This is a genomic window from Kitasatospora sp. NPDC097691 (assembly GCF_040302665.1).
GTDB lineage: Bacteria > Actinomycetota > Actinomycetes > Streptomycetales > Streptomycetaceae > Kitasatospora.
Genome location: NZ_JBEORY010000019.1, coordinates 106,753 through 128,794, shown reverse-complemented (window position 1 = coordinate 128,794; position 22,042 = coordinate 106,753). Strand labels below are relative to the sequence as shown.

The following is a 22,042-nucleotide window of genomic DNA, read 5'->3' as shown; positions in this document are numbered from 1 at the left end:
ACGCTCGGGCGGGCCCCGGCGGTGCCGTGGGCCGGTCCGCTGATGAAGGAGCTCCGTTGGGTACGTTGCGCTGGCTGACGGCGGGGGAGTCGCACGGCCCCGCACTCGTCGCGACGCTGGAAGGCCTGCCCGCCGGCGTACCGGTCACCACCGCCGTGGTGGCCGACGCGTTGGCGCGCCGTCGGCTCGGTTACGGCCGCGGGGCGCGGATGAAGTTCGAGCAGGACGAGGTGACCTTCCTCGGCGGCGTCCGGCACGGCCTGAGCATGGGCAGCCCCGTCGCGATCATGGTCGGCAACACCGAGTGGCCGAAGTGGGAGCAGGTCATGTCGGCCGACCCGGTCGACCCCGAGGTGCTGGCGGGCCTGGCCCGCAACGAGGCGCTCACCCGCCCCCGGCCCGGCCACGCCGACCTGGCCGGCATGCAGAAGTACTCGATCGAGGAGGCCCGGCCGATCCTGGAGCGCGCCAGCGCCCGGGAGACGGCCGCTCGGGTCGCGCTGGGCGCCGTCGCCCGCTCGTACCTGCGCGAGGTGGCCGGGATCGAGATCGTCAGCCACGTGGTCGAGCTGGCCGCCGCCAAGGCGCCGGCCGGCGTGCTGCCGCTGCCCTCGGACGAGGCCCGGCTGGACGCCGACCCGGTGCGCTGCCTGGACGCGGACGCCTCGAAGGCGATGGTCGCCGAGATCGACCAGGCCCACAAGGACGGTGACACCCTCGGCGGCGTCGTCGAGGTGCTGGCGTACGGCGTGCCGGTGGGCCTCGGCTCGCACGTGCACTGGGACCGCCGGCTGGACGCGCGGCTGGCCGCCGCGCTGATGGGCATCCAGGCGATCAAGGGCGTCGAGGTCGGCGACGGCTTCGACCTGGCCCGGGTGCCGGGTTCCAAGGCGCACGACGAGATCGTCCCGACCCCCGAGGGCGTCAAGCGCACCTCCGGCCGGTCCGGCGGCACCGAGGGCGGCCTGTCCACCGGCGAGGTGCTGCGGGTGCGCGCCGCGATGAAGCCGATCGCCACCGTGCCGCGGGCGCTGCAGACCCTGGACGTGCGCACCGGCGAGCCGGCCAAGGCGCACCACCAGCGCTCGGACGTCTGCGCGGTGCCCGCCGCGGGCATCGTCGCCGAGGCGATGGTCGCGCTGGTGCTGGCCGACGCGGTCAACGAGAAGTTCGGCGGCGACCACGTCAGCGAGACCCGCCGCAACGTGCAGGGCTACCTCGACCACCTGATCATCCGATGACCGAACCTGTCGTGGTGCTGGTCGGCCCGCCCGGCAGTGGCAAGTCCACCGTCGGGCGGGCCCTGGCCGAGCGCCTGGGCGTCGGCTTCCGGGACACCGACGCCGACATCGAGACGACGGCCGGCAAGCCGATCCCGGAGATCTTCATCGACGAGGGCGAGCCGCACTTCCGTGCGCTGGAGGTGGCCGCCGTGCGCGACGCCGCCACCGGGCACGACGGCGTGCTGGCGCTCGGCGGCGGCGCGGTGATGGCCGACGGCACCCGCGCGTTGCTGCGCGAGCTGCCGGTGGTCTTCCTGGAGGTCCCGCTCGCCGACGCGGTCAAGCGGGTCGGCCTGGACGCCCCGCGCCCGCTGCTGGCCGTCAACCCGCGGGCCCGCTGGCGCGAGCTGATGGACGCCCGCCGCCCCCTCTACCTGGAGGTGGCCACCGCCGTCGTCGACACCGCAGGGCGCACCCCCGAGCAGGTCGCGGACGCCGTACTGGAAGCACTGGAGCTGAAGACCCCCCATGACTGACACCACCGTCAGGATCCACGTCGGCGGCAGCGCCGGCCACGACCCGTACGATGTGCTGATCGGGCACCAGCTGCTCGGTGAGCTGGCACCGCTGATCGGCAACCGCGCCAAGCGGGTCGCGATCATCCACCCGGAGGCGCTGGCCGCCACCGCCGACGCCGTCCGCGAGGACCTGCTCGGCGAGGGCTACGAGGCGATCGCGCTGCAGGTGCCGAACGCCGAGGACGCCAAGAGCGCCGAGGTCGCCGCGTACTGCTGGTCGGTGCTCGGGCAGACCGGGTTCACCCGCAGCGACGTCATCGTCGGCCTCGGCGGCGGCGCCACCACCGACCTGGCCGGCTTCGTCGCCGCGACCTGGCTGCGCGGGGTGCGCTGGATCTCCATGCCCACCACGCTGCTCGGCATGGTCGACGCGGCCGTCGGCGGCAAGACCGGCATCAACATCGCCGAGGGCAAGAACATGGTCGGCGCCTTCCACCCGCCGGTGGGCGTGCTGGCCGACCTCGGCACCCTGGAGACCGTGCCCAAGCACGACTACGTCTCCGGCCTCGCCGAGGTCATCAAGTGCGGCTTCATCGCCGACCCGGCGATCCTCGACCTGATCGAGGCCGACCCCGAGGGCGCCAAGACCCCGGCCGGCCCGCACACCGTCGAGCTGATCCGCCGCGCCATCCAGGTCAAGGCCGACGTGGTCTCCGGGGACCTCAAGGAATCCGGGCAGCGCGAGATCCTCAACTACGGCCACACCCTCGGCCACGCCATCGAGCGCAACGAGCGGTACAAGTGGCGGCACGGCGCCGCGATCTCCATCGGCATGGTCTTCGCCGCCGAACTCGGCCGTCTGGCGGGCCGGTTGGACGACGAGACGGCCGACCGGCACCGGACCGTGCTGGCCTCGGTCGGCCTGCCGCTGAGCTACCGCGCGGACGCCTGGCCGAAGCTGCTGGACGCGATGAAGATCGACAAGAAGTCCCGCGGCGACCTGATCCGCTTCATCGTCCTGGACGGTCTGGGCAAGACCTCGGTGCTGGAGGGCCCCGACCCGTCCCTGCTGGTCGCCGCCTACGCGGAGGTCGCGGCGTGACCAGGGTGATGGTGCTCAACGGCCCCAACCTGGGCCGGCTCGGCAGCCGCGAGCCGGACGTCTACGGCGCCACCTCGTACGCCGGGCTGGTCGAGCGCTGCACCGCGCTCGGCAAGGAGTTCGGCTTCGAGGTCGAGGTGCACGAGACCAACTCCGAGCAGCAGATGGTGGAGTGGCTGCACGAGGCGGCCGACGGGCAGGTGCCCGTGGTGATCAACCCGGGTGCGTTCACGCACTACTCGTACGCGATGCGGGACGCCGCCGCGCAGCGCACCGCGCCGCTGATCGAGGTGCACATCTCCAACCCGTACGCCCGGGAGACCTTCCGGCACACCTCGGTGATCGCCGCGGTGGCCTCCGGCACCATCGCCGGTTTCGGGCTCGGCTCGTACGAGCTGGCGCTGCGCGCGCTGGCCGAGCAGCTCACCACGCGCTGAGCGCGGGGCCGGGCCGACTCCCGCAGGTGGGAGTCGGCCCGGCCGACGGGGCCCGCGGCCCGGCAGCGGACTGTGCCCGCCGCCGGGCCGCCGTGTAGTGTCCCCGCTGAGAGGTGTCGGGAGGTGCCGTGACGCAGTACGCCGGAGGCGGGCAGGTCCCGCCGCGTCCCGCCGCTCCGCCGGTGCCGCCGGGGGGCGGTGCGGGGGTGACCCCGTCGGGGGCGCCGGTTCCGCCTCCTCCTCCGCCACCGGTCAGGCCCGCGCCGGCTGCTCCGCAGCCGCCCGCGCCCGCTCCGGTGCCTGCGCCTGTGCCTGCGCCTGTGCCTGCGCCCGTGCCTGCGTCGGCGCCCGTACCTGCTCCAGCGCCCGTGAATGCTCCGGCTCCTGCCGGCGGTCCGGTTCCGGCGCCGGCCCCAGCCCCGGCAGCGGTCTCGGCGCCCGCCCAGGGACCCAGCGCGGCGGTTCCCGCCGGCGGGACCGGGCACTTCGTGCTGCCGTCCGGGATGCCCGTCCAGCTGCCCGCCCACCCGCCGCAGCAGCACGCGCCCACCGGGCCGATCGCCGTCCTGCTGATCGGTCCGGCCGGGGCCGGCAAGACCACCGTCGCCCGGTACTGGGCCGAGCGCCGGCCCACCCCGACCGCGCACATCAGCCTGGACGACGTCCGCGAGTGGGTGCAGTCCGGCTTCGCCAACCCGCAGTCCGGCTGGAACAACGCTTCCGAGGCGCAGTACCGGCTGGCCCGCCGCACCTGCGGCTTCGCCTGCCGCAACTACCTGGCCAACGGCATCTCCTGCATCATCGACGACGCGGTCTTCCCGGACCGCCCGGCGATCGGCCTCGGCGGCTGGAAGCGGCACATCGGCCCCGGCATGATCCCGGTCGTCCTGCTCCCCAGCCTGGACTCGGTGCTGCGCCGCAACGCCCGGCGCAGCGGCAACCGGCGCCTCGGGGACGAGGAAGTGGCGCGCATCCACGGGCGGATGGCCGGCTGGTACAACTCCGGGCTGCCGATCATCGACAACTCCTATCTGGACGTGGCCGGCACGGCCGCCGAGCTGGACCGCGTGATCCTGGCCCGGCTGATGGGCATGCCGGTCCGCTGACCTGCGGATTCGTGGGGCTGTCGGTGCCGGCTGCGATGATGGACCGGTCCTGTCGCAGCGTCCCGAGGAGCTGACGCCCGTGCCGGAAGGCCACATCATCCACCGCCTCGCCGCCGAGAACCGGAAGGCCTTCGGCGGGCGCCCGGTCCGGGTCTCCAGCCCGCAGGGCCGGTTCGCCGACGAGGCCAAGGTGATCGACGGGCAGCTGCTCACCGGTGCCGAGGCCACCGGAAAGCACCTCTTCCTCGGTTTCGAGGAGGGCGGCTGGGTGCACATCCACCTCGGGCTCTACGGCGGCTTCACCTTCGCCACCGGCCCGGCGCCCGAGCCGGTCGGCCTGGTCCGGCTGCGGCTGGAGGGCGAGGACGGCTACGCGGACCTGCGCGGTCCCAACACCTGCGCGCTCGTCACCGACGCGCAGAAGGCCGCCGTCGCGGCCCGCCTCGGGCCCGACCCGCTGCGGGCCGACGCCGAGCCGGAGGCCGCCTGGCGCCGGATATCGGGCAGCCGGACGACGGTCGCCGCGCTGCTGATGGACCAGAAGGTGCTGGCCGGGGTGGGCAACGTCTACCGGGCCGAGGTGCTGTTCCGGCACGGCATCGACCCGCACCGCGCCGGGCGCGACCTCACCCGGAAGGAATGGGACGCGATCTGGGCCGACCTGGTCGCGCTGATGCACGAGGGCGTCGCGGCCGGCCGGATCGACACCGTCCGTCCCGAGCACACCCCCGAGGCGATGGGCCGCCCGCCCCGCGTGGACGACCACGGCGGCGAGGTGTACGTCTACCGGCGGGCGGCGATGCCCTGCCTGGTCTGCGGCACGGACGTCCGCACGGAGGAGCACGCCGCGCGCAACCTGTTCTGGTGCCCGACCTGCCAGGCGGCCTGAGGAGCTGATCCGCCCTCCGGCCCGGCGCCCAGCCCGTAGGCTGGGGCCGACCGGTCGGAGGGAGCGGGCAGATGGAGCAACGCCGGGTGGCCAACACCGTGTCAGGGACGGTGGGCGGCCACGTGGTGCAGGCCGACACCATCGGATCGGTGCACCTCCACCAGGTGGAGCCGCCGCCGAGGCCCCGTCAGGTCCGCCTGCCGCACGGCCCATTCGTCAACCGGGAGCCGGAACTCGCCGCGCTGACCGCGGCGTTGGGCCGGGTCGAGGCGGGCGGGCTGGGGATCGTGGTGTTCACCGGGCTCGGCGGGGTCGGGAAGACCGAGCTGATCGCCAAGTTCACCGAGGAGCACCGGGCCCGCTTCCCGGGCGGGGATCTCTACGCGGACCTCCTGGCCTACCGGCACCGGGGCGGGGTGGACCTCCCGTCGCTGCTGGCCGGCTTCCTGCGCGCCCTCGGGTCGGAGCCCCCGGCGGTGGAGGCGGAGCGCTTCACGATGTTCCGTACCGTCACCGCGGAGCGGCGGTGCCTGTTCTTCCTGGACAACGTCGAGCACGCCGCCGAGGTGCGCGCCCTGCTCCCGTCGAGCGGGCTGGTGGTGGTCGCGAGCCGGCGGCGGCTGCCCGCGCTGCGGACGGACGGCGCCGAGGTACGGCAGCTCGGGCCGCTGAGCACGACGGCCGGCGCCGATCTGGTGCGGGCCTGGCTGGGCGCCGGGCGGGGCACGGACGGGGAGCTGGCGGCGCTGGTCGAGCTGTGCGGCGGGCTGCCGCTGGCGCTGAACGCGGTCGGCAGCCAGCTGCTGGACCGGGACAACCTGCCGGTCGGCCGGGTGGTGGCCGAACTGCACGACCGGGAAGGCGGATCGGCCCTGCTCGACGACGAGGAGAACGCCCTCGGCCCGACGTACGACCTGGTCCACGAGCGGCTGTCACCGCAGGGCCGGGCGCTCTACCGCCTGATCGGCGTGCACCCGGGCCCCTTCGTGTCGGCCGAGTCGGCGCGCGCGGCGGGTGTCGAGCAGGCCGGTGCGGCGCTGGACGAGCTGCGCGCCGTCCACCTGCTCGACGAGGTGGTGGACGACGGCCCCGAGACGCGCTACCGCGCCCACGACGTGGTGCGGCTGCACGCCTACCGCCGCACCCGCGACCTGCCCGGTCGGACGGAACTCCTCGCCCGGGTGGTGGCCTACTACCGGGGCCGGGCCTCGCTGGCCGACCGGGCGATGGGCGAGAGGCTGCGGCTGCAGGAGGCCGGTGGCGAGGAGCTGCCCGGTTTCGCCTCCGGCGCGGCGGCCCTGGAGTGGCTGCACGCCGAACGGGCCGACCTGCGCGCGGTGGTGGAGGAGGCGGCCGCGCAGCAGTGGCACGGCGAGGTGTGGCGGCTCTGCGAGTCGCTCTGGCCGCTTTACCACGGCCGCAAGCTCTACGAGGACTGGATCGCGACCCACCGGCTCGGCGTCGAGTCGGCCCAGTGGGACAGCCAGCCGGCCGCCGTGGTCCGGATGCGCAACCAGCTCGCCCGCGCCCATTTCGAGCGCAAGGAGTACCGGCTCGCGGCCGAGCAGTTGGCGCTCGCCGCGGAGCAGCTGCCGTTGGTGGCGGACCGCCGCGTGGTGGGCGTGCTCCACGAGACCGACGGCCTGCTCTGCCTGGCCGACGGCCGGCCCGGCGACGCGGTGGAACGGTTCACGCTGGCGCTGGCGGAGAACCGGGGCGACGACCACGGCGAGATCGTCCAGAGCTACAACCTGGCACAGGCACTGATCGCGGACGGTCGGGCGGAGGAGGCGCTGACCGTGCTGGACGGCGCCACGGGGCGGGCCGCGGACACCGACGACCGCGACATGCTGATGAAGCTGCCGCTGGTCCGCGCCCGGGCCCACCGCGCGCTCGGGCAGCCGCGCCTCGCGGTCGTCCACGCCGCTGACTGCGCCCGGCAGGCCGAGCAGCGCAAGCAGTACGCCAAGGAGGCGCAGGCGCACACCCTGCTCGTCGGCCTCGCGGCGGAGTTGGGCGACGAGGCGCTGGCGGAGCGCAGCCGCGAGCGGCTGCGGGAGCTGCGGGGCCGGGACGGCCGGGAGGGCTAGGACGGGGGACGGCTGGGACCGGGACGGCCGGGGAGGCTGGGACGGCTGGGACCGGGACGGCCGGGGAGGCTGGGACGGCTAGGAGCGGGCGGGCAGGGACGGTCGGGGCGGCTCGGTGGTGAAGGAGACCCGGGTGCGGTGTTCGCCGGTGCGGACGGTGAGCCCGTGCTCGGCGAGGCCGGCCGGGTCGCCGCCGTCGGCGAGCCAGCAGGCGACGGCGGAGCCGAGCAGCAGCGGGTCGAGGCGGGGCTCGGGGCTGCCCCAGTCCGGTTCGGCGCGGGCTTCGAGGAGTAGCCCGGTACGCAGCCGGAGCAGGTGGCGGGCCGGGCCGAGGGCGGCCACCGCGACGGCGAGGCCGGGGAGTTCGGCGGCGGTGTCGGCGAGCCAGTGGGTGGCGGGGCGCTCGGCGCGGGCCTCGGTGCGGGCCAGCACCTCGGCGGTGTAGCGCAGGGCGTCACCGGGGTGCTCGTCGGTGAGCGCGTGGAAGCCGCGCGGGATGTGGTCGGCCGGGTCGAAGGGGTAGCGCCGCAGGCTGACCTCGGTGCCCTCGCTCTCGCCCTCGACGTCGTACGCGGTGGGCGCGTCGGTGGTTCCCGGCCGCGGGACCGGCCTGGGGTAGGGCGGCAGGAGCGGTTCGTCCCCGGGTTCGTCCAGCTGTTCCAGGAAGGAGTAGAGCAGTGGGCGCAGCAGCTCGGCGGAGCGGCCGCGGCGGCTCAGCGAGCGGTCGGTGAGCGGGCGCAGGGCGGCCGGGTCCTGTTTGCCCAGGGCCAGTTCGAGCTGGGCGGCGAGGTCGCCGTCGGGGTCGAGCACGGGTGCGGCCTGGCCGAAGGCGTAGCCGGGGGAGCGCGGGTCGAGTTCGGCGGCGCCGGTGGCGACCAGCACGGTGGGCCGCTCCAGGGCGGCGCCGTAGACGGAGACCGAGCCGTGGTCGCCGATCAGGCAGTCGGCGGCGACCAGGGCGGCCTGCCAGCCCTGGTGCGGCGGGACCAGGCGAAGGCCCATCCGGCGGGCTGCGCCGAGCAGGGCCTCGGGGTCGTGCCGGCTCCAGATGTTGGGGTGCAGGACGACGGCGACGGTGTACTCGTCGGCGGGCAGCCGGCGGACCAGGCGCTGGGGCAGGTCGGGGCGGCGGCCGAATAACGAGTGCTCGCTCCAGGTGGAGTTGACGACGACGAGCCGTCGGCCGTCGACGGCGCCGAGCGCGGCGCGGTAGGCGTCGCGGGAGCGCAGGCTGCGCAGCATCCGGTCGAAGCACGGGTCGCCGACGACCCGGGCGACGTCCAGTGCCTCGGGGCAGGAGGCCCGCAGGCGGTCCAGCTGCTCGGGGTGGGAGAGGCCGAGGACGTCCACGAACACCTGCCCGCGGTGGGTGAGTTCGTTGCGGGAGAGGCCAGCGGCGCTGACCGTGTCGCCGGTGGACTCGGTCACCAGGCGGTTGTAGCCGGCGCCGTGCGGGAGCACCACGAGCCGGGCGTCCAGGCGGTGCATGGAGGAGTGCACGGCGCAGGCGACGGCCAGGTCGAAGCGGTGCCGGACGGCGTCCTCCCAGTCCAGCAGGGTGAAGCCGGGCAGGCCGCGCAGGTACTCGTCCAGGGCGCGATCGGCGAAGGCGGAACCGGGGTTGACGGTGAAGTACCGCTCGACGCCCTCCGGGTCCAGCAGGGTGAGGACGTCCAGGACCCGGGTGGCCGACGTGAGGGTGCGGGCGACCGCCAGCACGCGGGCCTTGACCGGTCGGGTGTTCCAGCGGTCGGCGGGCCAGGCGTGGGGGTGGGACGGCACACCATGATCGTACTCATCCGGGGTGCCGCCGTGGCCGTGTTTCCCGAGTGTCGGTCAGCCTGCCGCGGCGGTGGGCTCGTGGTGCTCGGCGGCGGCGCACTCGTCGAGGAGGGGGCGCATGTCCTGGTCGACGAGCCGGTAGCGCACGACGCGTCCGTCCTTGTCGCCGGTGACCACGCCGGCCGTGCGGAGCAGCCGCAGGGCCTGGGAGACGGCGGGGTCGCGCATGCCGGTGGCGACCGCGAGGTCGGTGACGGCGAGCGGACCGGCCCGGTGGAGGGCGAGCAGCAGGGCGAGTCGCCCAGGGTCGGCGAGCAGCGAGAACCGCTCGGCCCAGGACCGGACGTGCGCGGCGTCACCGATCGCGGCGATGGCCTCGCAGACCCGGTGTCCGTCGATGGTGCGGTGGCCCGCGCGGTCGGTCGGTACGAGATGCATGCGGACATTCTTGCAGGCAGGCAGCTGTGATCCTGGACACCTGCGCAGGTGCGCAGCCTTGCATGGGTCGGGGCCTGGCCCTACCGTGTAGCCCGCCGTGGTGCTCGGGAAGACCGGTGACGGATCCTCAGGGGTCCGGAGTCCGGAGCGGCCCTCGCCACTGTGATCGGGCCGTTCCCCCGTCCGCGGGGGAGCGCCGTCCGTACCCACGACGTCACTGGGCGCCTCGCGTGCCCGGGAAGGCGGGTACGGGCGTGTCCCGTAAGCCAGGAGACCGGCCGCGGCATCTCACGAAGTGATTCCACGAGGTGCTGGAGCGTGATCCGCAGATGACCCTGCCCGAAACCGCCGCCACGGACGCCGGGGCGGCGCCCTCCGTGTTGCCCACCTTCCGGTGGAGGCGCGAGGACACCGTCCGTACGGCCGGGCTGATGGGCGTGATCCTGGCCATGCACGTGGTGGCCTTCGGGACGCTCGTCTTCCTGGTGGCACCCGAGCGGTACGCGGTCGGTACCCAGGTCTTCGGGGTGGGCCTGGGGATCACCGCGTACACCCTCGGGATGCGGCACGCCTTCGACGCCGACCACATCGCGGTGATCGACAACACCACCCGCAAGCTGATGGCGGACGGCAAGCGGCCGGTCTCGGTGGGCTTCTGGTTCGCCCTCGGGCACTCCTCGATGGTGGTCGTCATGGCCGCCCTGGTGGCGGGCGGCGCGCAGCTGGCGAACACGCTGATGGACGACGAGTCGACCACCCACCAGTGGCTCGGGATGGTCGGGACGACGGCCTCCGGCGCGTTCCTGTACCTGATCGGGGCGCTCAACCTGGCGGCGCTGCTCGGGATCCTCAAGGTGTTCCGGGCGATGCGGGCCGGGCAGTACGACGAGGCGGAGCTGGAGGCGCACCTCGACTCGCGCGGCTTCATGGCCCGGGTGCTGAACCGGGCCACCCGGTCGATCACCCGGCCCGGGCAGATGTTCCCGGTCGGCATGGTGCTGGGCCTGGGCTTCGACACCGCGACCGAGGTCACCCTGATGGTGATGGCCGGCTCGGGTGCGGCCTCCGGGCTGCCCTGGTACGCGATCGTCTGCCTGCCGCTGCTGTTCGCGGCCGGGATGAGCCTGTTCGACACCCTGGACGGGACGTTCATGAACTTCGCGTACCAGTGGGCCTTCGCCAACCCGGTGCGCAAGGTGTACTACAACCTGACCATCACGGGGCTGTCGATCGCGGTGGCCTTCATCATCGGCACCATCGAGCTGGTCGGTGTGCTGCACGAGAAACTCGACCTGACCGACCCGGTGAGCGGCTGGATCGCGGGCATCTCGCTGGACAACGTCGGCTACGCGATCGCCGGGCTGTTCGTGGTGGTCTGGGCGGTGGCGATCGGGTACTGGAAGCTCGCCCGGGTCGAGAAGCGCTGGGCGCCCGAGGGGTCCTGAGGGTGCCGAGAGGTCCTGAAGGGTCCTGAAGGGTCCTGAGCCGGGGGTATGAGTGCCTCTCATGGGGGTGCGGCATGAGCGTGACTCATGGGGGGCACCCATGAGGTCGGCTCATGTCCTCGGGCCATGAGGCCGGCTCATGACGCTGCCCCATGAGCACGGCTCATGGGGCAGCGTCATGAGCGACTCTCATGCGGCCGCGAGCAGCAGGGTGCCCGCGACGGCGAGCCCGGCGCCGACCACCTGGACCGGGCGCAGCCGCTCCTTGAACACCCCGCGGGCCATCAACGCGGTGACCACGGGGTAGAGCGAGGACAGGACGGCGGCCACGGTGGCCGAGCCGCGGTGCGAGGCCATCGCGAAGACGGCGTTGGCGATGACGTCGGCCAGCCCGACCGCGGTGAGCAGCGGCAGCCGGGCCCGCAGTCCGGGCAGCAGGCCGGCCGTACCCCCGGAGCGACGCAGGCCGGCCAGCAGGGTGGCGCCGCCGACGGCGACGTTGCAGACCCGCTGGACGCACAGCACCAGCAGCAGGCCGCCGCCGGTCGAGGCGTGCGCGATCAGGGCCATCACCGTGCCGAAGCTCAGGGCGGCGCCCAGGGTGAGCAGCAGTGTGCTGCGGGCGGCGGCCCGGCCGCCGCGCTCGGGCCCGGCGGCCAGTACGACGCCGGCCACCGCGACCGCGATCCCGGCGATCCGGCCGGGGCCCGGGCGGTCGCCGAGGGCGAGGCCGACGCCGACGGGTACGAGGACGGAGACGGTGGTCAGCGGCGAGACCACGCCCATCGGGCCGAGTGCGAGCGCCCGGTAGAAGGCGAGGACCGCGAACGGGCCGATCACCCCGGCCGCGACGGCGTACCAGAGGGCGGGGGAGGCGTCGGTCCAGCCGCCGGTGGCGACGACGGCGGCCAGCAGCACGGCGGCGGCCGCCGCCTGGGAGGCGACCACCACGGCGAGCGCGGGCAGCCGCCGGGCGAGTGCGCCGCCGCCGAAGTCGGCGACGCCCCAGAGCAGGCTGGCGGAGAGCGCGAGCAGGGCGGTCACGGGCGGGCCCCGGGCCGTAGGGGGTTCGTGGGCTCGGTGGGTCTGCCGGGTGGGGAGGGATTCAAGGACAGCACAATGCACTCCGAAGTACAGTCGGGTGGACTCGTTGCCGAGGCTGGCAGCGTAGTGCAACAAACTGAACTTGCAGAACACTATTCCGTACTGTTTCGACCAGTGGACACACCGGAGGACTGACCGCGTGCCGGATCCTGACCTCGTCTCCCGGGCCCTCGCCCGCAACCTCAAGCGGCTGCGCACCGAGCGTGGCCACACCCTGGACGCCCTCGCCGCCCGCTCCGGCGTGAGCCGCGGCATGATCGTCCAGATCGAGCAGGGTCGTACCAACCCCAGCGTGGCCACCGTCGTCCGGCTCGGCGACGCACTGGGCGTCTCGATCGCCACGATGCTCGACTACGAGAGGGGTCCGGACGTCCGGATCGTGCCGGCCGACCAGGCCGTGCCGCTGTGGGCCGGGTCGGCCGGCGGAACCGGCATCCTGCTGCACGGGATCGAGGCGCCCGGCCCGCTGGAGCTGTGGAGCTGGCGGATGGAGCCGGGCGAGGAGTACTCCTCGGACCCGCACCCGGCCGGGACGGTGGAGATCGTCCGGGTCGACGAGGGCGAGCTGACCCTGGTGCACGACGAGCGCGAGCACCTGGTGCCGGTCGGCGGCACGGTCTCCTTCGACGCCTCGTACCCGCACGCCTACCGCAACGCGGGCGAGCGGACGCTGGCGCTGACCATGGTGGTCTCCGTGCCGCCGCCGCGCTGACCCTGCCGCCGCGCTGACCCCTGCCGCCGCGCCCTGCCGCCGAATCCTGTCGCCGCCCCCGTCTCGGGCCCCGTCTCGGACCCCCGTTCCGGACCGCTGTCATGGCATGCCGCAACGGCGCCTCCCCGCCCGGGAGGCGCCGTTGCGACGTTCTCAGTGCTGGTCGCCGTACCGCCGGCGGAAGCGCTCGACCCGCCCCGCGGTGTCGAGCACGCGGGACTGGCCGGTGTAGAAGGGGTGGCTCGCCGAGGAGATCTCCACGTCGATCACCGGGTAGGTGTTGCCGTCCTCCCACTCGACGGTGCGGTCGGCGGTGACCGTCGACCGGGTCAGGAAGGCGAGGCCGCCGACCTTGTCGCGGAAGACGACCGGGCGGTAGGCGGGGTGGATTCCGGGCTTCATGGCTGGGTTCCTCCTGGGGGTCGGTCGGGTGCGGGGGTGTTCAGCGCTCCTCGCGGAAGTCGACGTGCCGGCCCGCGACCGGGTCGTACTTGCGCAGGACCATCCGGTCCGGGTCGTTGCGGCGGTTCTTGCGGGTCACGTACGTGAATCCGGTGCCGGCGGTGGAGCGGAGCTTGATGACGGGGCGCAGTTCGCTGCGGGCCACGGGGTGTCCTCCTGGGGCCTGGGTGCTGGTGTTCGGGGTGCTGGGCCGAAACCGTACACGGAAATGGATGTCATTTTCATCTAGTGTAACGTGAGCTCCGTCCTGCCCATTCCCGGACGCCAGGGAGCAAGAAGCACCCATGTCTGCCCGCTGCCAACTCACCGGCCGCCGACCCGGCTTCGGCAACGCGATCTCGCACTCGCACCGCCGCACCCCCCGCCGCTTCGACCCCAACATCCAGCGCAAGCGCTACTGGCTGCCCAGCGAGGGCCGGTACGTCCGCCTCGCGCTGAGCGCCAAGGGCATCCGCACCGTCGACGCGATCGGCATCGAGGCCGCCGTCGCCCGCATCCGGGCCCGGGGGGAGAAGGTCTGATGGCCAAGCAGAGCAAGATCGCCAAGAACGAGCGGCGACGCGCCGTCGTCGCGCGATACGCAGAGCGCCGGGCCGAACTGAAGAGGACCATCGCCGGCCCCGGCACCGACCCGGCCGAGCGCGCCGCCGCGCAGGCCGAACTCGCCCGCCGGCCGCGCGACGCCGGTGCCACCCGGATCCGCAACCGCGACGCCGTGGACGGTCGCCCCCGCGGCTACCTGCGCGCCTTCGGCCTCTCCCGGATCAACCTCCGCACGCACGCCCACGCCGGCCACCTGCCGGGCGTCCGCAAGGCCGGCTGGTGAGCGGCATGACGGCCGACCCGGACGGGATCAAGCTGCCGGTGGTCGTCGTCGCCGGGCTGCACGCCGACGAGCGCCGCGCCGCCGTCGAGGAGTTGACCGCCGCCGCGGTGGAGGCGGTGGTGCTGCGGCACGACCTGCGGGACGCCTCGCTCGGCCTGGTCCACCGCGAACTGCGCGACGCCGGAGGGGCGTTCGACGTGGACGACGTACCGCTGACCAACGACTGCCCGTGCTGCGCCCTGCGCGAGGACCTGCTGCCCCGGCTGCTGGAGATCGCCGACGAGGGCCGCTACGGACTCGCGATCGTCGAACTGTGGGGCGGCAGCGACCCGCACCCGGCCGTGGAGGTGATCGCCGCGGGCGAGGCGGACGGGCGACAGCTCGCGGACGTCGTCGAACTCGCGGGCGTGGTCACCGCGGTCGACCCGGACCGGCTGATCGGCGAACTGTCCGTCCCCGACGACCTGGTGGCTCACGGCGAGCACACCGCCGGGCGGGACGAGCGGACCCGCGCGGAGGCGCTCGCCCACCAGATCGAGTACGCCACCACCCTCGCCGTCCCGCGCGCCACGGCGCACGCGCCGGGGCTCGCGCTGCTGCGTCAGCTCTACGCCACCGCCCGGGTCGTCCGGCTCGGCACCGGCACCCTCACCCGGGCCGCGCTCGGCGGCTTCGACGTCGCCGCCGCCCGCGACCGGGTCAACCCGGCGATCGCGCTGCTGCCGCAGCAGCGGGACGAGGCGGGCGTCACCACCCTGGTGTGGGAACGCCGCCGGCCGCTGCACCCGGGGCGGCTGCACGAGGCGCTGGAACTGCTCGTCCCGGCGGCACAGCGCAGCCGCGGTCGCTTCTGGCTGGCCAACCGTCCCGACCTGCTGCTGGCCTGGGACGCGGCGGGGGCCGACCTCACGGTCGAGGAGTGCGGGCCCTGGCTCACCGCCCTCCCCGACGCGGCCTGGGAGCTCTACCCGCCCACGCGCCGGGCCGCCGCCGCCCTCGACTGGCACCCCTGCACGGCGACCGGGTCCAGCAGCTCAGCTTCACCGCGGAGGGGCTGGACGCGGACGGCATCACCGCCCTGCTCGACTCCTGCCTGCTCACCGACACCGAACTCGCCGCCGGCGAACCCGGCTGGAAGGCCCTGCCCGACGCCTTCCGGGACCTGCTCGACCCCGTCCACTGAAAGGACCCCGCTGCCATGCGCAACCGAACCGCCCCGCCGAGAAACCGGCCCGACCACCTGATCGCGGCCGGCATCGAGTACGTCGACGACAAGGACACCGACCTGCTGCGCCGCTTCGTCTCCGACCGCGGCAGGATCCGCAGTCGCAGGGTCACCCTCCCCCAGCCTTCGGCCGGGGGTACCCCCACCACCGTGCAGCAGCAGCAGCAGCAGCAGCAGCGGGCCGTGGCCCGGGCGATCAAGAACGCCCGCGAGACGGCCCTCCTCCCGTACACCTCCGGCCCCACCCGATAGGAGACTCCGATGGCCGTACCCAAGCGCAGGACCTCCCGCAGCAACACCCGGCACCGCCGCGCCCGGTGGAAGGCGACCGCTCCGAGGCTGGTCCCGATCACGATCGACGGCCGGGAGCTGCTCGTGCCGCAGAACCTGGTCCCGGCCTACCGGCGCGGGCTGATCGACCCGGACGGGGCGTAGCGCGGGTCGGTACGAGGCGGGTGCCGCCGGGGGGTGTGGGCTCCCCGGCGCCGCCGGCGACGTCGGCGGTACCGGCCCACCGTGCCGCCGTGGCCGGTCCGGGCCGCCCGGGTGGCGGGAACCGGCCGGTGGTGCGGGGGCGCGGACGGGCGCGGGGAGGCACCCCGGGGTCCTGTCGGGGGTGCTCGGCGGGCGGTTCCGGCCGGGGGTTCGTAGGCTCGACGCATGGCGGATGCGTACGCGGGGCGGCGGGAGCGGGTGAGGGAGCACTGCAGTGCGGCCGGGGCCGATGCGGCGCTGATCACCCGCGCGGCGAACGTGCGGTATCTGACGGGCTGCGCGCCCTGCGGGGCGACACTGCTGCTGACCAGGGAGCGGGCGCTGCTCGCGTTGCCGGACGACCTGCCGCCGGACGACACGGGGGAGCACCTGATCGCCCCGGACGTGACCCAGCTGCCGGTGGCGGCCGGGACGGACACCGCGCTGGCCGCCGCGGCCACGGCGGCGAGCTTCGGGGTGGCGGGGCTGGCCGTGGAGGAGCACGACCTGACCGTCAGCCGGCACCGGGCGGTGGCGGGCCGGGTGGAGCGGGCCCGGCTGGTCGATCTGGGACAGCTGGTCGAGCGGCTGCGGGTGGTCAAGGACGAGCACGAGATCGCCGACCTGCGGATCGCCGCCGAGATCGCCGACCAGGCGCTCGGCGAGCTGCTGGAGTCGATCCTGGTCGGGCGCACCGAGCGGCACCTGGCCATGGAGCTGGAGCGCCGGATGATCGACCACGGTGCCGACCGGGCCGCCTTCCCGGTGTCGGTGGGCACCGGCAGCCACTCCGGCCAGGCCGCCCACCAGCCGACCGACCGCCGGGTGGAGGAGGGTGACTTCCTGACCGTGGTGATGGGCGCCCAGTACCGCGGCTACGGCGTCTCCACCGCGCGCACCTTCGTGATCGGCGCTGCTCCGGCGCCCTGGCAGGTGGAGCTGCACCGGCTGGTCTTCCGCGCCCAGCGGGCCGGTCGGGAGGCCCTCGGACCTGGCGTGGAGCAGTGCGTACCCGACCGGGCCGCCCGGCAGGTCCTGGAGGCGGCGGGCCACACCGAGGCCTCGCCGCACCCGGTGGGCCACGGCATCGGGCTGGAGATCCGGGAGGCGCCGCGACTCGGCCCGTCGGACATGGGTAAACTGGACAGCCGCGTACCGGTCACCGTCGGCCCAGGGGTCCACCTCCCAGGCAAGGGCGGCGTCCGGATCGAGGACACGCTCGTCGTGCGCCCCCTCGAAGAGGGCGGGCCCGAGCTGCTCACCATCACCACCAAGGAGCTCCTCGCCCTGTGACCGCGGCCTCGCGACGGCCGTCGGCGGCAGGACGCAACCCTTGGTTCCTTGACAGCTATATCCAGGAGTTAGTGCGCCCGTGGCTTCCACGAACGATCTCAAGAACGGCATGGTCCTCAAGCTGGAGGGCGGCAAGCTCTGGTCCGTCGTCGAGTTCCAGCACGTCAAGCCCGGCAAGGGCCCGGCCTTCGTTCGGACCAAGCTCAAGGAGGTCCTGACGGGCAAGGTCGTCGACAAGACCTTCAACGCCGGCACCAAGGTCGAGACGGCCAACGTCGACAAGCGCGGCATGCAGTTCTCGTACAAGGACGGCGAGAACTTCGTGTTCATGGACATGGACACCTACGACCAGCTCACCATCGAGCCGGCCGTCGTCGGTGACGCCGCCAAGTACCTGCTCGAGGGCTTCGAGGCCCTGGTCGCGCAGAACGAGGGCGCGGTCCTGTACATCGAGCTCCCGGCCGCCGTCGAGCTGACCATCGCCGAGACCGAGCCGGGCGTCCAGGGCGACCGCTCCACCGGTGGCACCAAGCCGGCCACCCTGGAGACCGGCGCCGAGATCCAGGTGCCGCTCTTCATCACCACCGGTGAGAAGGTCAAGGTCGACACCCGCGACGGCAGCTACCTCGGCCGGGTGAAGTAAGTCCGTGTCGGCCGCACGTAGCAAGGCCCGTACCCGGGCCTTCCAGATCCTCTTCGAGGCCGACCACCGCGGGGTCGACCCGCAGCAGGTCCTCGCCGACTGGGTGGCCCGCGCCCGCGACCCCAAGCCCGACGAGGGCACCCCGCAGGTCGGCGAGTACACCATGGAGCTGATCGAGGGGTACGTCCAGCACGCCCGCCGCATCGACGACCTGATCTCGCAGTACGCGGTGGGCTGGACGCTCGACCGGATGCCGATCGTGGACCGCAACGTCCTGCGACTCGGCGCGTACGAGCTGATCTGGGAGGACGGCGTCCCGGACGCGGTCGTCCTGGACGAGGCCGTCGAGATCGCCAAGGAGTTCTCCACGGACGACTCCCCGGCCTTCGTCAACGGTCTGCTCGCCCGCTTCCTGGAGCTGAAGCCGAGCATCCGCCGGTAACGGTCACGCCCTTGGGACGGCCGTCGGACCCGAACGCGGGTCCGACGGCCGTTCGGCGTTCCCGGCCCTCCGGCGTTTCCCGGCCCTCCTGTGCTCCCGAAGGCTTCGGTGTTCCCGACCGTCGCGCGTTTCACCCGGTCGGCGTAAGGTGATCCCTACTCATCAGTAACTTGGTGTTCGGAACCCCGTGCGAAGGGCAGGTCCCCCACATGACCACCGCGATCCGCAGCGAGTTCGACCAGGGCATCGCCCTGACCAGACACGCCGAGGAGGCCGGCCGCTACGAGGCCGAGCTGGGCGCCGGCTGGCAGATCGGCGGCGGGGTGAACGGCGGCCTGCTGCTCGCCGTGGCCGGACACGCGCTGTCGCTGGAGCACGGCACGCACCCGGACCCGGTGTCGATCAGTGGTTACTACCTGTCCGCCTCCACCCCCGGCCCGGCCACCGTCCGCACCGAGGTGCTGCGCTCCGGCCGCGGGCTCTCCACCGGCACCGCCTCGCTCAGCCAGGACGGCGTCGAGCGGCTGCGCGTGGTGGCCAGCCACGGCGACCTCTCCACCGCCGACGGCGAGGTGCACACCAGTGCGAAGCCGCCGCAGCTGCCGCCGCCGGACCAGTGCATCGGTGTGGAGCACGCGCCCAAGGAGCTGATCGCCCAGGCCGCCCTGCTGGAGCGCTTCGACCTCCGGCTGGACCCGGCCACCGTCGGCTGGGCGCTCGGGCAGCCCTCCGGCAACGGGCGGATCCAGGGCTGGTTCCGGCTCGCCGACGGCCGCGAGCCCGACCCGCTGCTGCTCCTGCTGGTCGCCGACGCGCTGCCGCCGGTCACCTTCGACCTCGGCATGCCGGGCTGGGCCCCGACCGTCGAGCTGACCGTCCACCTGCGCGCCAAGCCCGCCCCGGGCTGGCTGCGCGTCACCCACGCGACCCGCAACCTGGCCGGCGGGTACTTCGAGGAGGACGCCGAGATCTGGGACGAGTCCGGCCGCCTGGTCGCGCAGTCCCGCCAGCTGGCCCGGGTGCCGCGGTAGGGCCCCGCGGTAGGTCCGGGACGGCCGGCACCGGTGCTATTACCGGTGGTTACATTCCTGTGACACGCCGTACGTGTGCGACGTGCGGGGGGTGGGGAAGAAGGCGGTCAGCGGCGAGCCCGCCGCCGACCGCCACCGCCGATGCCAGGAGCCACCCGTGAGCGAGCGAAGCGAGCGAACAGTCGAGAGGCACGCACGGGCGAATGCCCCTGCCGGGCGCAGCGAGGTGGGCGCATGAGCCGGAACGGCCGCGCTCGGCGCAACTCCGACTGCACCGCCGGCGGCACTCGGCCCGCGGTACGCGCTTCACACCGGCCGCAGCAGGCCGAGGGCGGCGAGGGAGCCGGTGCGGCCGCCGGAGCCGACCAGGCGTTCGTCATCGGCGTGCTGACCAACGCCGCGGACTTCGCGCGGGCCCGCGCCTGGGGGATCTCCGACGCCCCGGACTTCGACCGCTACCTGGCCGACACCGCGGAGCTGCTGGTCGACGCGCTGGAGCGCTTCGAGACCGTCCGGGCCCGGATGTTCCACCCCCAGGACTTCGAGGAGTTCTGCCTGCTCCACGGCCTGGACCCGGCCGTGCCCGCCGCCCGCGACCGCTACCTGGTCAACCCGGCGCTGCAGACCCAGCTGCTCGCCTACCAGGGCGAGGAGCTGGCCGGGGACTTCGTGCCCCGCCTCGTCCGGGCCCGGGAGAACGGGCTGACGCTCAGCCACGTCGACCTGCTGCTCGACGGCGGCCTGTACGGGGGCGCGGACGAGCCGGACGACGGGCACGCCGACTGGGTGCGCGCCGCCTACCGGCGCGGGGGCGAGGTGTTCCGTCGGATGCTGGTCGGCGCGGGCGCCGGCGTGTACGAGCTGCGCCTGCGGGTGGACGCGCCCGGCGGGAAGCTGTCCGCCGCGGCGCGGGTGCTGCAGTGGGAGGACGGCGTGGTGCGGGTCAACGACGAGGACCTGGAGCTGGTCTGCGCGGTGCTGTGCGCCGGGCTGGCCCTGGAGCTGCCGGGCGTCGCCGTGCTGCACGGTTCGCAGGGCTCGGCCGCCACCTGCGGGGAGTACCTGCCGGCCTCCTGGGCGTGGTCGAGCGGGGGCCAGGACTGGGCGCCGGCGGACCGGCCGATTCGGCTGGACGGGGTGGCGGCGCAGCCCGGCTACGGCCTGGGCACGGTCTGCTGAGTCCCCCCGGCGCCCCCGACGCCTGTGGCGGGCACGGGAGAACGCCGCGGCGCGGCCCCCGGTTCGGGGTGCCGCGCCGTGACGTTTCTGCTTGCCAGCACTGGTGAGACGAGTGCTGGGAACAGCAAGGATCCGCTGGCGGGAGCCGGTGCGGTGAGCCTCAGCTCGCGTCCTCCTCGCGCACCGCGCGGCGCGCGTCGGGGTTGAGCACGCCCCAGGAGATGAGCTGCTCGGTGAGGATCGACGGCGACTGGTCGTAGATGACCGCCAGGGTGCGCAGGTCGTCCTGGCGGATCGACAGCACCTTGCCGTTGTAGTCACCGCGCTGGCTCTGGATGGTCGCCGCGTAGCGCTGCAGCGGACCGGCCTTCTCGGAAGGGACCTGGGTCAGTCTCTCCAGGTCGAGGACCAGGCGCGGCGGCGGCTCGGCGGCGCCACCGGGGGTGCCGCCGGGCAGCAGCTCCTGCACCGGGACGCCGTAGAACTCCGCCAGTTCGGCCAGCCGCTGCACGGTGACCGCACGGTCACCGCGCTCGTACGAGCCGACGACGACTGCCTTCCAGCGCCCCTGGGACTTCTCCTCGACACCGTGCAGGGAGAGACCCTGCTGAGTGCGGATCGCTCGGAGCTTGCCTCCGAGTTGCTTCGCGTAGTCGCTGGACATTGATCTCCCCGGACGAGATTGCTTCGCGTTCAGTGGTGGGTCACGGGCGATTGCCGACGCCGTTACCGGTGGGTTCGACGTCCGTCTCGTAACTCACTGTGAGGTTACGTAGAGTAAGGTAGTTGCGTCAAGCCGAATGGGGCAGTCGTGCGAATGGCCCGCATCGTCGGCGCGTCCGGGGTGTAAACCACGGGAAGCGGAATGGTGGACTTCTGTTTGCCGTCCGGGGCGCTGCTAGGATGACCCGAAGCCCACGCCGGTCCGGCGGGGGCGATCCCAGACATCCTTTAAGGCCCGTCCAGTGAGGCGGGGAAGGAGGTCCGCTTCGGCATGACCGCATACCAGGATTCGACGCCCCGGCCGCCGCACCAGGTGCTGGACGGCACGGACATCGCCCGGGTCATCACCCGGATAGCGCACGAGATCGTCGAGCGCGCCAAGGGCGCGGAGGACGTCGTGCTGCTCGGCATCCACACCAGGGGCGTCCACCTCGCCCGCCGCCTGCACGCCAGGCTGGCCCAGATCACCGGGCGCGACATCCCGCTGGGCACCCTGGACATCACCATGTACCGGGACGACCTGCGGCTGAAGCCCGCCCGCGCCCTGGAGCACACCGAGATCCCGTCCGGCGGCATCGACGGCAAGCTCGTCGTCCTGGTCGACGACGTGCTCTTCTCCGGTCGCACCATCCGCGCCGCGCTCGACGCGCTGAACGACATCGGCCGGCCCCGCGCCGTCCAGCTCGCCGTCCTGGTCGACCGGGGCCACCGCGAGCTGCCGATCCGCGCGGACTACGTGGGCAAGAACCTCCCCACCTCGCTGCGCGAGGCCGTGCAGGTGCGCCTCTCCGACAGCGACGGCGTGGACGCCGTCCTGGTCGGCGACCGCGACTACACCCAGCGTTCCTCGCAGGCCATGGCCGCCAAGCCCACCGAACCGCACCTCCCGGAGTAGCCC

General features: G+C 73.7%; 25 protein-coding genes, 1 pseudogene and 1 riboswitch. Of the genes and pseudogenes, 20 read left to right on the top strand and 6 right to left on the bottom strand.

Annotated elements, in window-relative coordinates; translation table 11 throughout:
- Nucleotides 1–56: 56 nt before the first annotated feature.
- From aroC to ABTY56_RS16415, 7 genes are all read left to right on the top strand, one after another.
- Entirely contained in the window at nucleotides 57–1,241 is a 1,185-nt protein-coding gene (aroC, locus tag ABTY56_RS16445) for a chorismate synthase (protein ID WP_350629455.1), read from the top strand.
- Nucleotides 1,238–1,759 carry a shikimate kinase gene (locus ABTY56_RS16440; protein WP_350629454.1) on the top strand — a complete coding sequence of 174 codons (522 nt, stop codon included), beginning with the start codon at nucleotides 1,238–1,240 and terminating at the stop codon, nucleotides 1,757–1,759. The genes aroC and ABTY56_RS16440 overlap by 4 nt, the downstream gene beginning before the upstream one ends.
- Nucleotides 1,752–2,843, top strand: coding sequence for a 3-dehydroquinate synthase (gene aroB, locus ABTY56_RS16435; protein ID WP_350629453.1), 1,092 nt, complete (start codon nucleotides 1,752–1,754; stop codon nucleotides 2,841–2,843). Before ABTY56_RS16440 ends, aroB begins: the two co-directional genes overlap by 8 nt.
- 8 nt (nucleotides 2,844–2,851) lie before the next feature.
- Nucleotides 2,852–3,280, top strand: coding sequence for a type II 3-dehydroquinate dehydratase (gene aroQ / locus ABTY56_RS16430; protein WP_148647724.1), 429 nt, complete (start codon nucleotides 2,852–2,854; stop codon nucleotides 3,278–3,280).
- Nucleotides 3,281–3,462: 182 nt separating this feature from the next.
- Nucleotides 3,463–4,386, top strand: coding sequence for an AAA family ATPase (locus ABTY56_RS16425; RefSeq protein ID WP_350629463.1), 924 nt, complete (start codon nucleotides 3,463–3,465; stop codon nucleotides 4,384–4,386).
- A gap of 79 nt (nucleotides 4,387–4,465) precedes the next feature.
- Nucleotides 4,466–5,275, top strand: a complete 810-nt coding sequence (locus tag ABTY56_RS16420) for an Fpg/Nei family DNA glycosylase (RefSeq protein WP_350629452.1) — start codon at nucleotides 4,466–4,468, stop codon at nucleotides 5,273–5,275.
- A gap of 71 nt (nucleotides 5,276–5,346) precedes the next feature.
- On the top strand, nucleotides 5,347–7,365 hold the full coding sequence (locus tag ABTY56_RS16415) for an AAA family ATPase (RefSeq protein ID WP_350629451.1): 2,019 nt from the start codon (nucleotides 5,347–5,349) through the stop codon (nucleotides 7,363–7,365).
- Between the two features lie 78 nt (nucleotides 7,366–7,443).
- Here the strand turns inward: ABTY56_RS16415 and ABTY56_RS16410 are convergent, their stop codons facing one another.
- Nucleotides 7,444–9,147 carry a CDP-glycerol glycerophosphotransferase family protein gene (locus ABTY56_RS16410; RefSeq protein WP_350629450.1) on the bottom strand — a complete coding sequence of 568 codons (1,704 nt, stop codon included), beginning with the start codon at nucleotides 9,145–9,147 and terminating at the stop codon, nucleotides 7,444–7,446.
- Nucleotides 9,148–9,201: 54 nt separating this feature from the next.
- Nucleotides 9,202–9,585, bottom strand: coding sequence for an ArsR/SmtB family transcription factor (locus ABTY56_RS16405; protein WP_350629449.1), 384 nt, complete (start codon nucleotides 9,583–9,585; stop codon nucleotides 9,202–9,204).
- A gap of 81 nt (nucleotides 9,586–9,666) precedes the next feature.
- Nucleotides 9,667–9,882, top strand: a riboswitch (cobalamin riboswitch).
- Nucleotides 9,883–9,914: 32 nt separating this feature from the next.
- On the opposite strand from ABTY56_RS16405, the gene nicT reads away from it, so the two are divergent.
- A complete protein-coding gene (gene nicT, locus ABTY56_RS16400) occupies nucleotides 9,915–11,030 on the top strand; it encodes a Nickel transporter NicT (RefSeq protein ID WP_350629448.1) in 1,116 nt (371 codons plus the stop codon).
- Nucleotides 11,031–11,219: 189 nt separating this feature from the next.
- Here nicT and ABTY56_RS16395 read toward each other — a convergent pair whose 3' ends face one another.
- A complete protein-coding gene (locus ABTY56_RS16395) occupies nucleotides 11,220–12,074 on the bottom strand; it encodes an EamA family transporter (protein ID WP_350629447.1) in 855 nt (284 codons plus the stop codon).
- Between the two features lie 199 nt (nucleotides 12,075–12,273).
- On the opposite strand from ABTY56_RS16395, the gene ABTY56_RS16390 reads away from it, so the two are divergent.
- Nucleotides 12,274–12,846 (top strand): helix-turn-helix domain-containing protein, encoded by a 573-nt coding sequence (locus ABTY56_RS16390; protein ID WP_350629446.1) that lies wholly within the window; start codon nucleotides 12,274–12,276, stop codon nucleotides 12,844–12,846.
- A gap of 153 nt (nucleotides 12,847–12,999) precedes the next feature.
- Here ABTY56_RS16390 and ABTY56_RS16385 read toward each other — a convergent pair whose 3' ends face one another.
- Nucleotides 13,000–13,248 (bottom strand): type B 50S ribosomal protein L31, encoded by a 249-nt coding sequence (locus ABTY56_RS16385; protein WP_350629445.1) that lies wholly within the window; start codon nucleotides 13,246–13,248, stop codon nucleotides 13,000–13,002.
- Nucleotides 13,249–13,288: 40 nt separating this feature from the next.
- Nucleotides 13,289–13,453, bottom strand: coding sequence for a 50S ribosomal protein L33 (rpmG, locus tag ABTY56_RS16380; RefSeq protein WP_097238718.1), 165 nt, complete (start codon nucleotides 13,451–13,453; stop codon nucleotides 13,289–13,291).
- Between the two features lie 139 nt (nucleotides 13,454–13,592).
- On the opposite strand from rpmG, the gene rpmB reads away from it, so the two are divergent.
- The 10 genes and pseudogenes from rpmB (at nucleotide 13,593) to ABTY56_RS16330 (ending at nucleotide 20,421) form a co-directional block, all read left to right on the top strand.
- Complete coding sequence (gene rpmB, locus ABTY56_RS16375; RefSeq protein WP_350629444.1) at nucleotides 13,593–13,829, top strand: 50S ribosomal protein L28; 237 nt, start codon at nucleotides 13,593–13,595, stop codon at nucleotides 13,827–13,829.
- Nucleotides 13,829–14,134, top strand: coding sequence for a 30S ribosomal protein S14 (rpsN, locus tag ABTY56_RS16370; protein WP_350629443.1), 306 nt, complete (start codon nucleotides 13,829–13,831; stop codon nucleotides 14,132–14,134). The genes rpmB and rpsN overlap by 1 nt, the downstream gene beginning before the upstream one ends.
- Nucleotides 14,135–14,139: 5 nt before the next feature.
- Nucleotides 14,140–15,317, top strand: a pseudogene (locus ABTY56_RS16365) (CobW family GTP-binding protein).
- 15 nt (nucleotides 15,318–15,332) lie between these two features.
- On the top strand, nucleotides 15,333–15,611 hold the full coding sequence (gene rpsR / locus ABTY56_RS16360; RefSeq protein WP_350629442.1) for a 30S ribosomal protein S18: 279 nt from the start codon (nucleotides 15,333–15,335) through the stop codon (nucleotides 15,609–15,611).
- A 9-nt stretch (nucleotides 15,612–15,620) separates the two neighbouring features.
- Nucleotides 15,621–15,794 (top strand): 50S ribosomal protein L32, encoded by a 174-nt coding sequence (gene rpmF, locus ABTY56_RS16355; RefSeq protein ID WP_350629441.1) that lies wholly within the window; start codon nucleotides 15,621–15,623, stop codon nucleotides 15,792–15,794.
- 225 nt (nucleotides 15,795–16,019) lie between these two features.
- Complete coding sequence (locus tag ABTY56_RS16350; protein WP_350629440.1) at nucleotides 16,020–17,126, top strand: M24 family metallopeptidase; 1,107 nt, start codon at nucleotides 16,020–16,022, stop codon at nucleotides 17,124–17,126.
- Nucleotides 17,127–17,205: 79 nt separating this feature from the next.
- A complete protein-coding gene (gene efp, locus ABTY56_RS16345) occupies nucleotides 17,206–17,769 on the top strand; it encodes an elongation factor P (RefSeq protein WP_350629439.1) in 564 nt (187 codons plus the stop codon).
- Nucleotides 17,770–17,773: 4 nt separating this feature from the next.
- Nucleotides 17,774–18,211, top strand: a complete 438-nt coding sequence (nusB, locus tag ABTY56_RS16340) for a transcription antitermination factor NusB (RefSeq protein ID WP_350521226.1) — start codon at nucleotides 17,774–17,776, stop codon at nucleotides 18,209–18,211.
- 209 nt (nucleotides 18,212–18,420) lie between these two features.
- Nucleotides 18,421–19,242 carry a thioesterase family protein gene (locus tag ABTY56_RS16335; RefSeq protein ID WP_350629438.1) on the top strand — a complete coding sequence of 274 codons (822 nt, stop codon included), beginning with the start codon at nucleotides 18,421–18,423 and terminating at the stop codon, nucleotides 19,240–19,242.
- Nucleotides 19,243–19,476: 234 nt separating this feature from the next.
- Entirely contained in the window at nucleotides 19,477–20,421 is a 945-nt protein-coding gene (locus ABTY56_RS16330; protein WP_350629437.1) for a DUF8829 domain-containing protein, read from the top strand.
- Nucleotides 20,422–20,581: 160 nt separating this feature from the next.
- Here ABTY56_RS16330 and bldD read toward each other — a convergent pair whose 3' ends face one another.
- Nucleotides 20,582–21,085, bottom strand: coding sequence for a transcriptional regulator BldD (bldD, locus tag ABTY56_RS16325; protein ID WP_030056198.1), 504 nt, complete (start codon nucleotides 21,083–21,085; stop codon nucleotides 20,582–20,584).
- A 330-nt stretch (nucleotides 21,086–21,415) separates the two neighbouring features.
- Here bldD and pyrR point away from each other — a divergent pair, with 330 nt between their 5' ends.
- Nucleotides 21,416–22,039 carry a bifunctional pyr operon transcriptional regulator/uracil phosphoribosyltransferase PyrR gene (gene pyrR / locus ABTY56_RS16320; protein ID WP_350629436.1) on the top strand — a complete coding sequence of 208 codons (624 nt, stop codon included), beginning with the start codon at nucleotides 21,416–21,418 and terminating at the stop codon, nucleotides 22,037–22,039.
- Nucleotides 22,040–22,042: the final 3 nt, after the last annotated feature.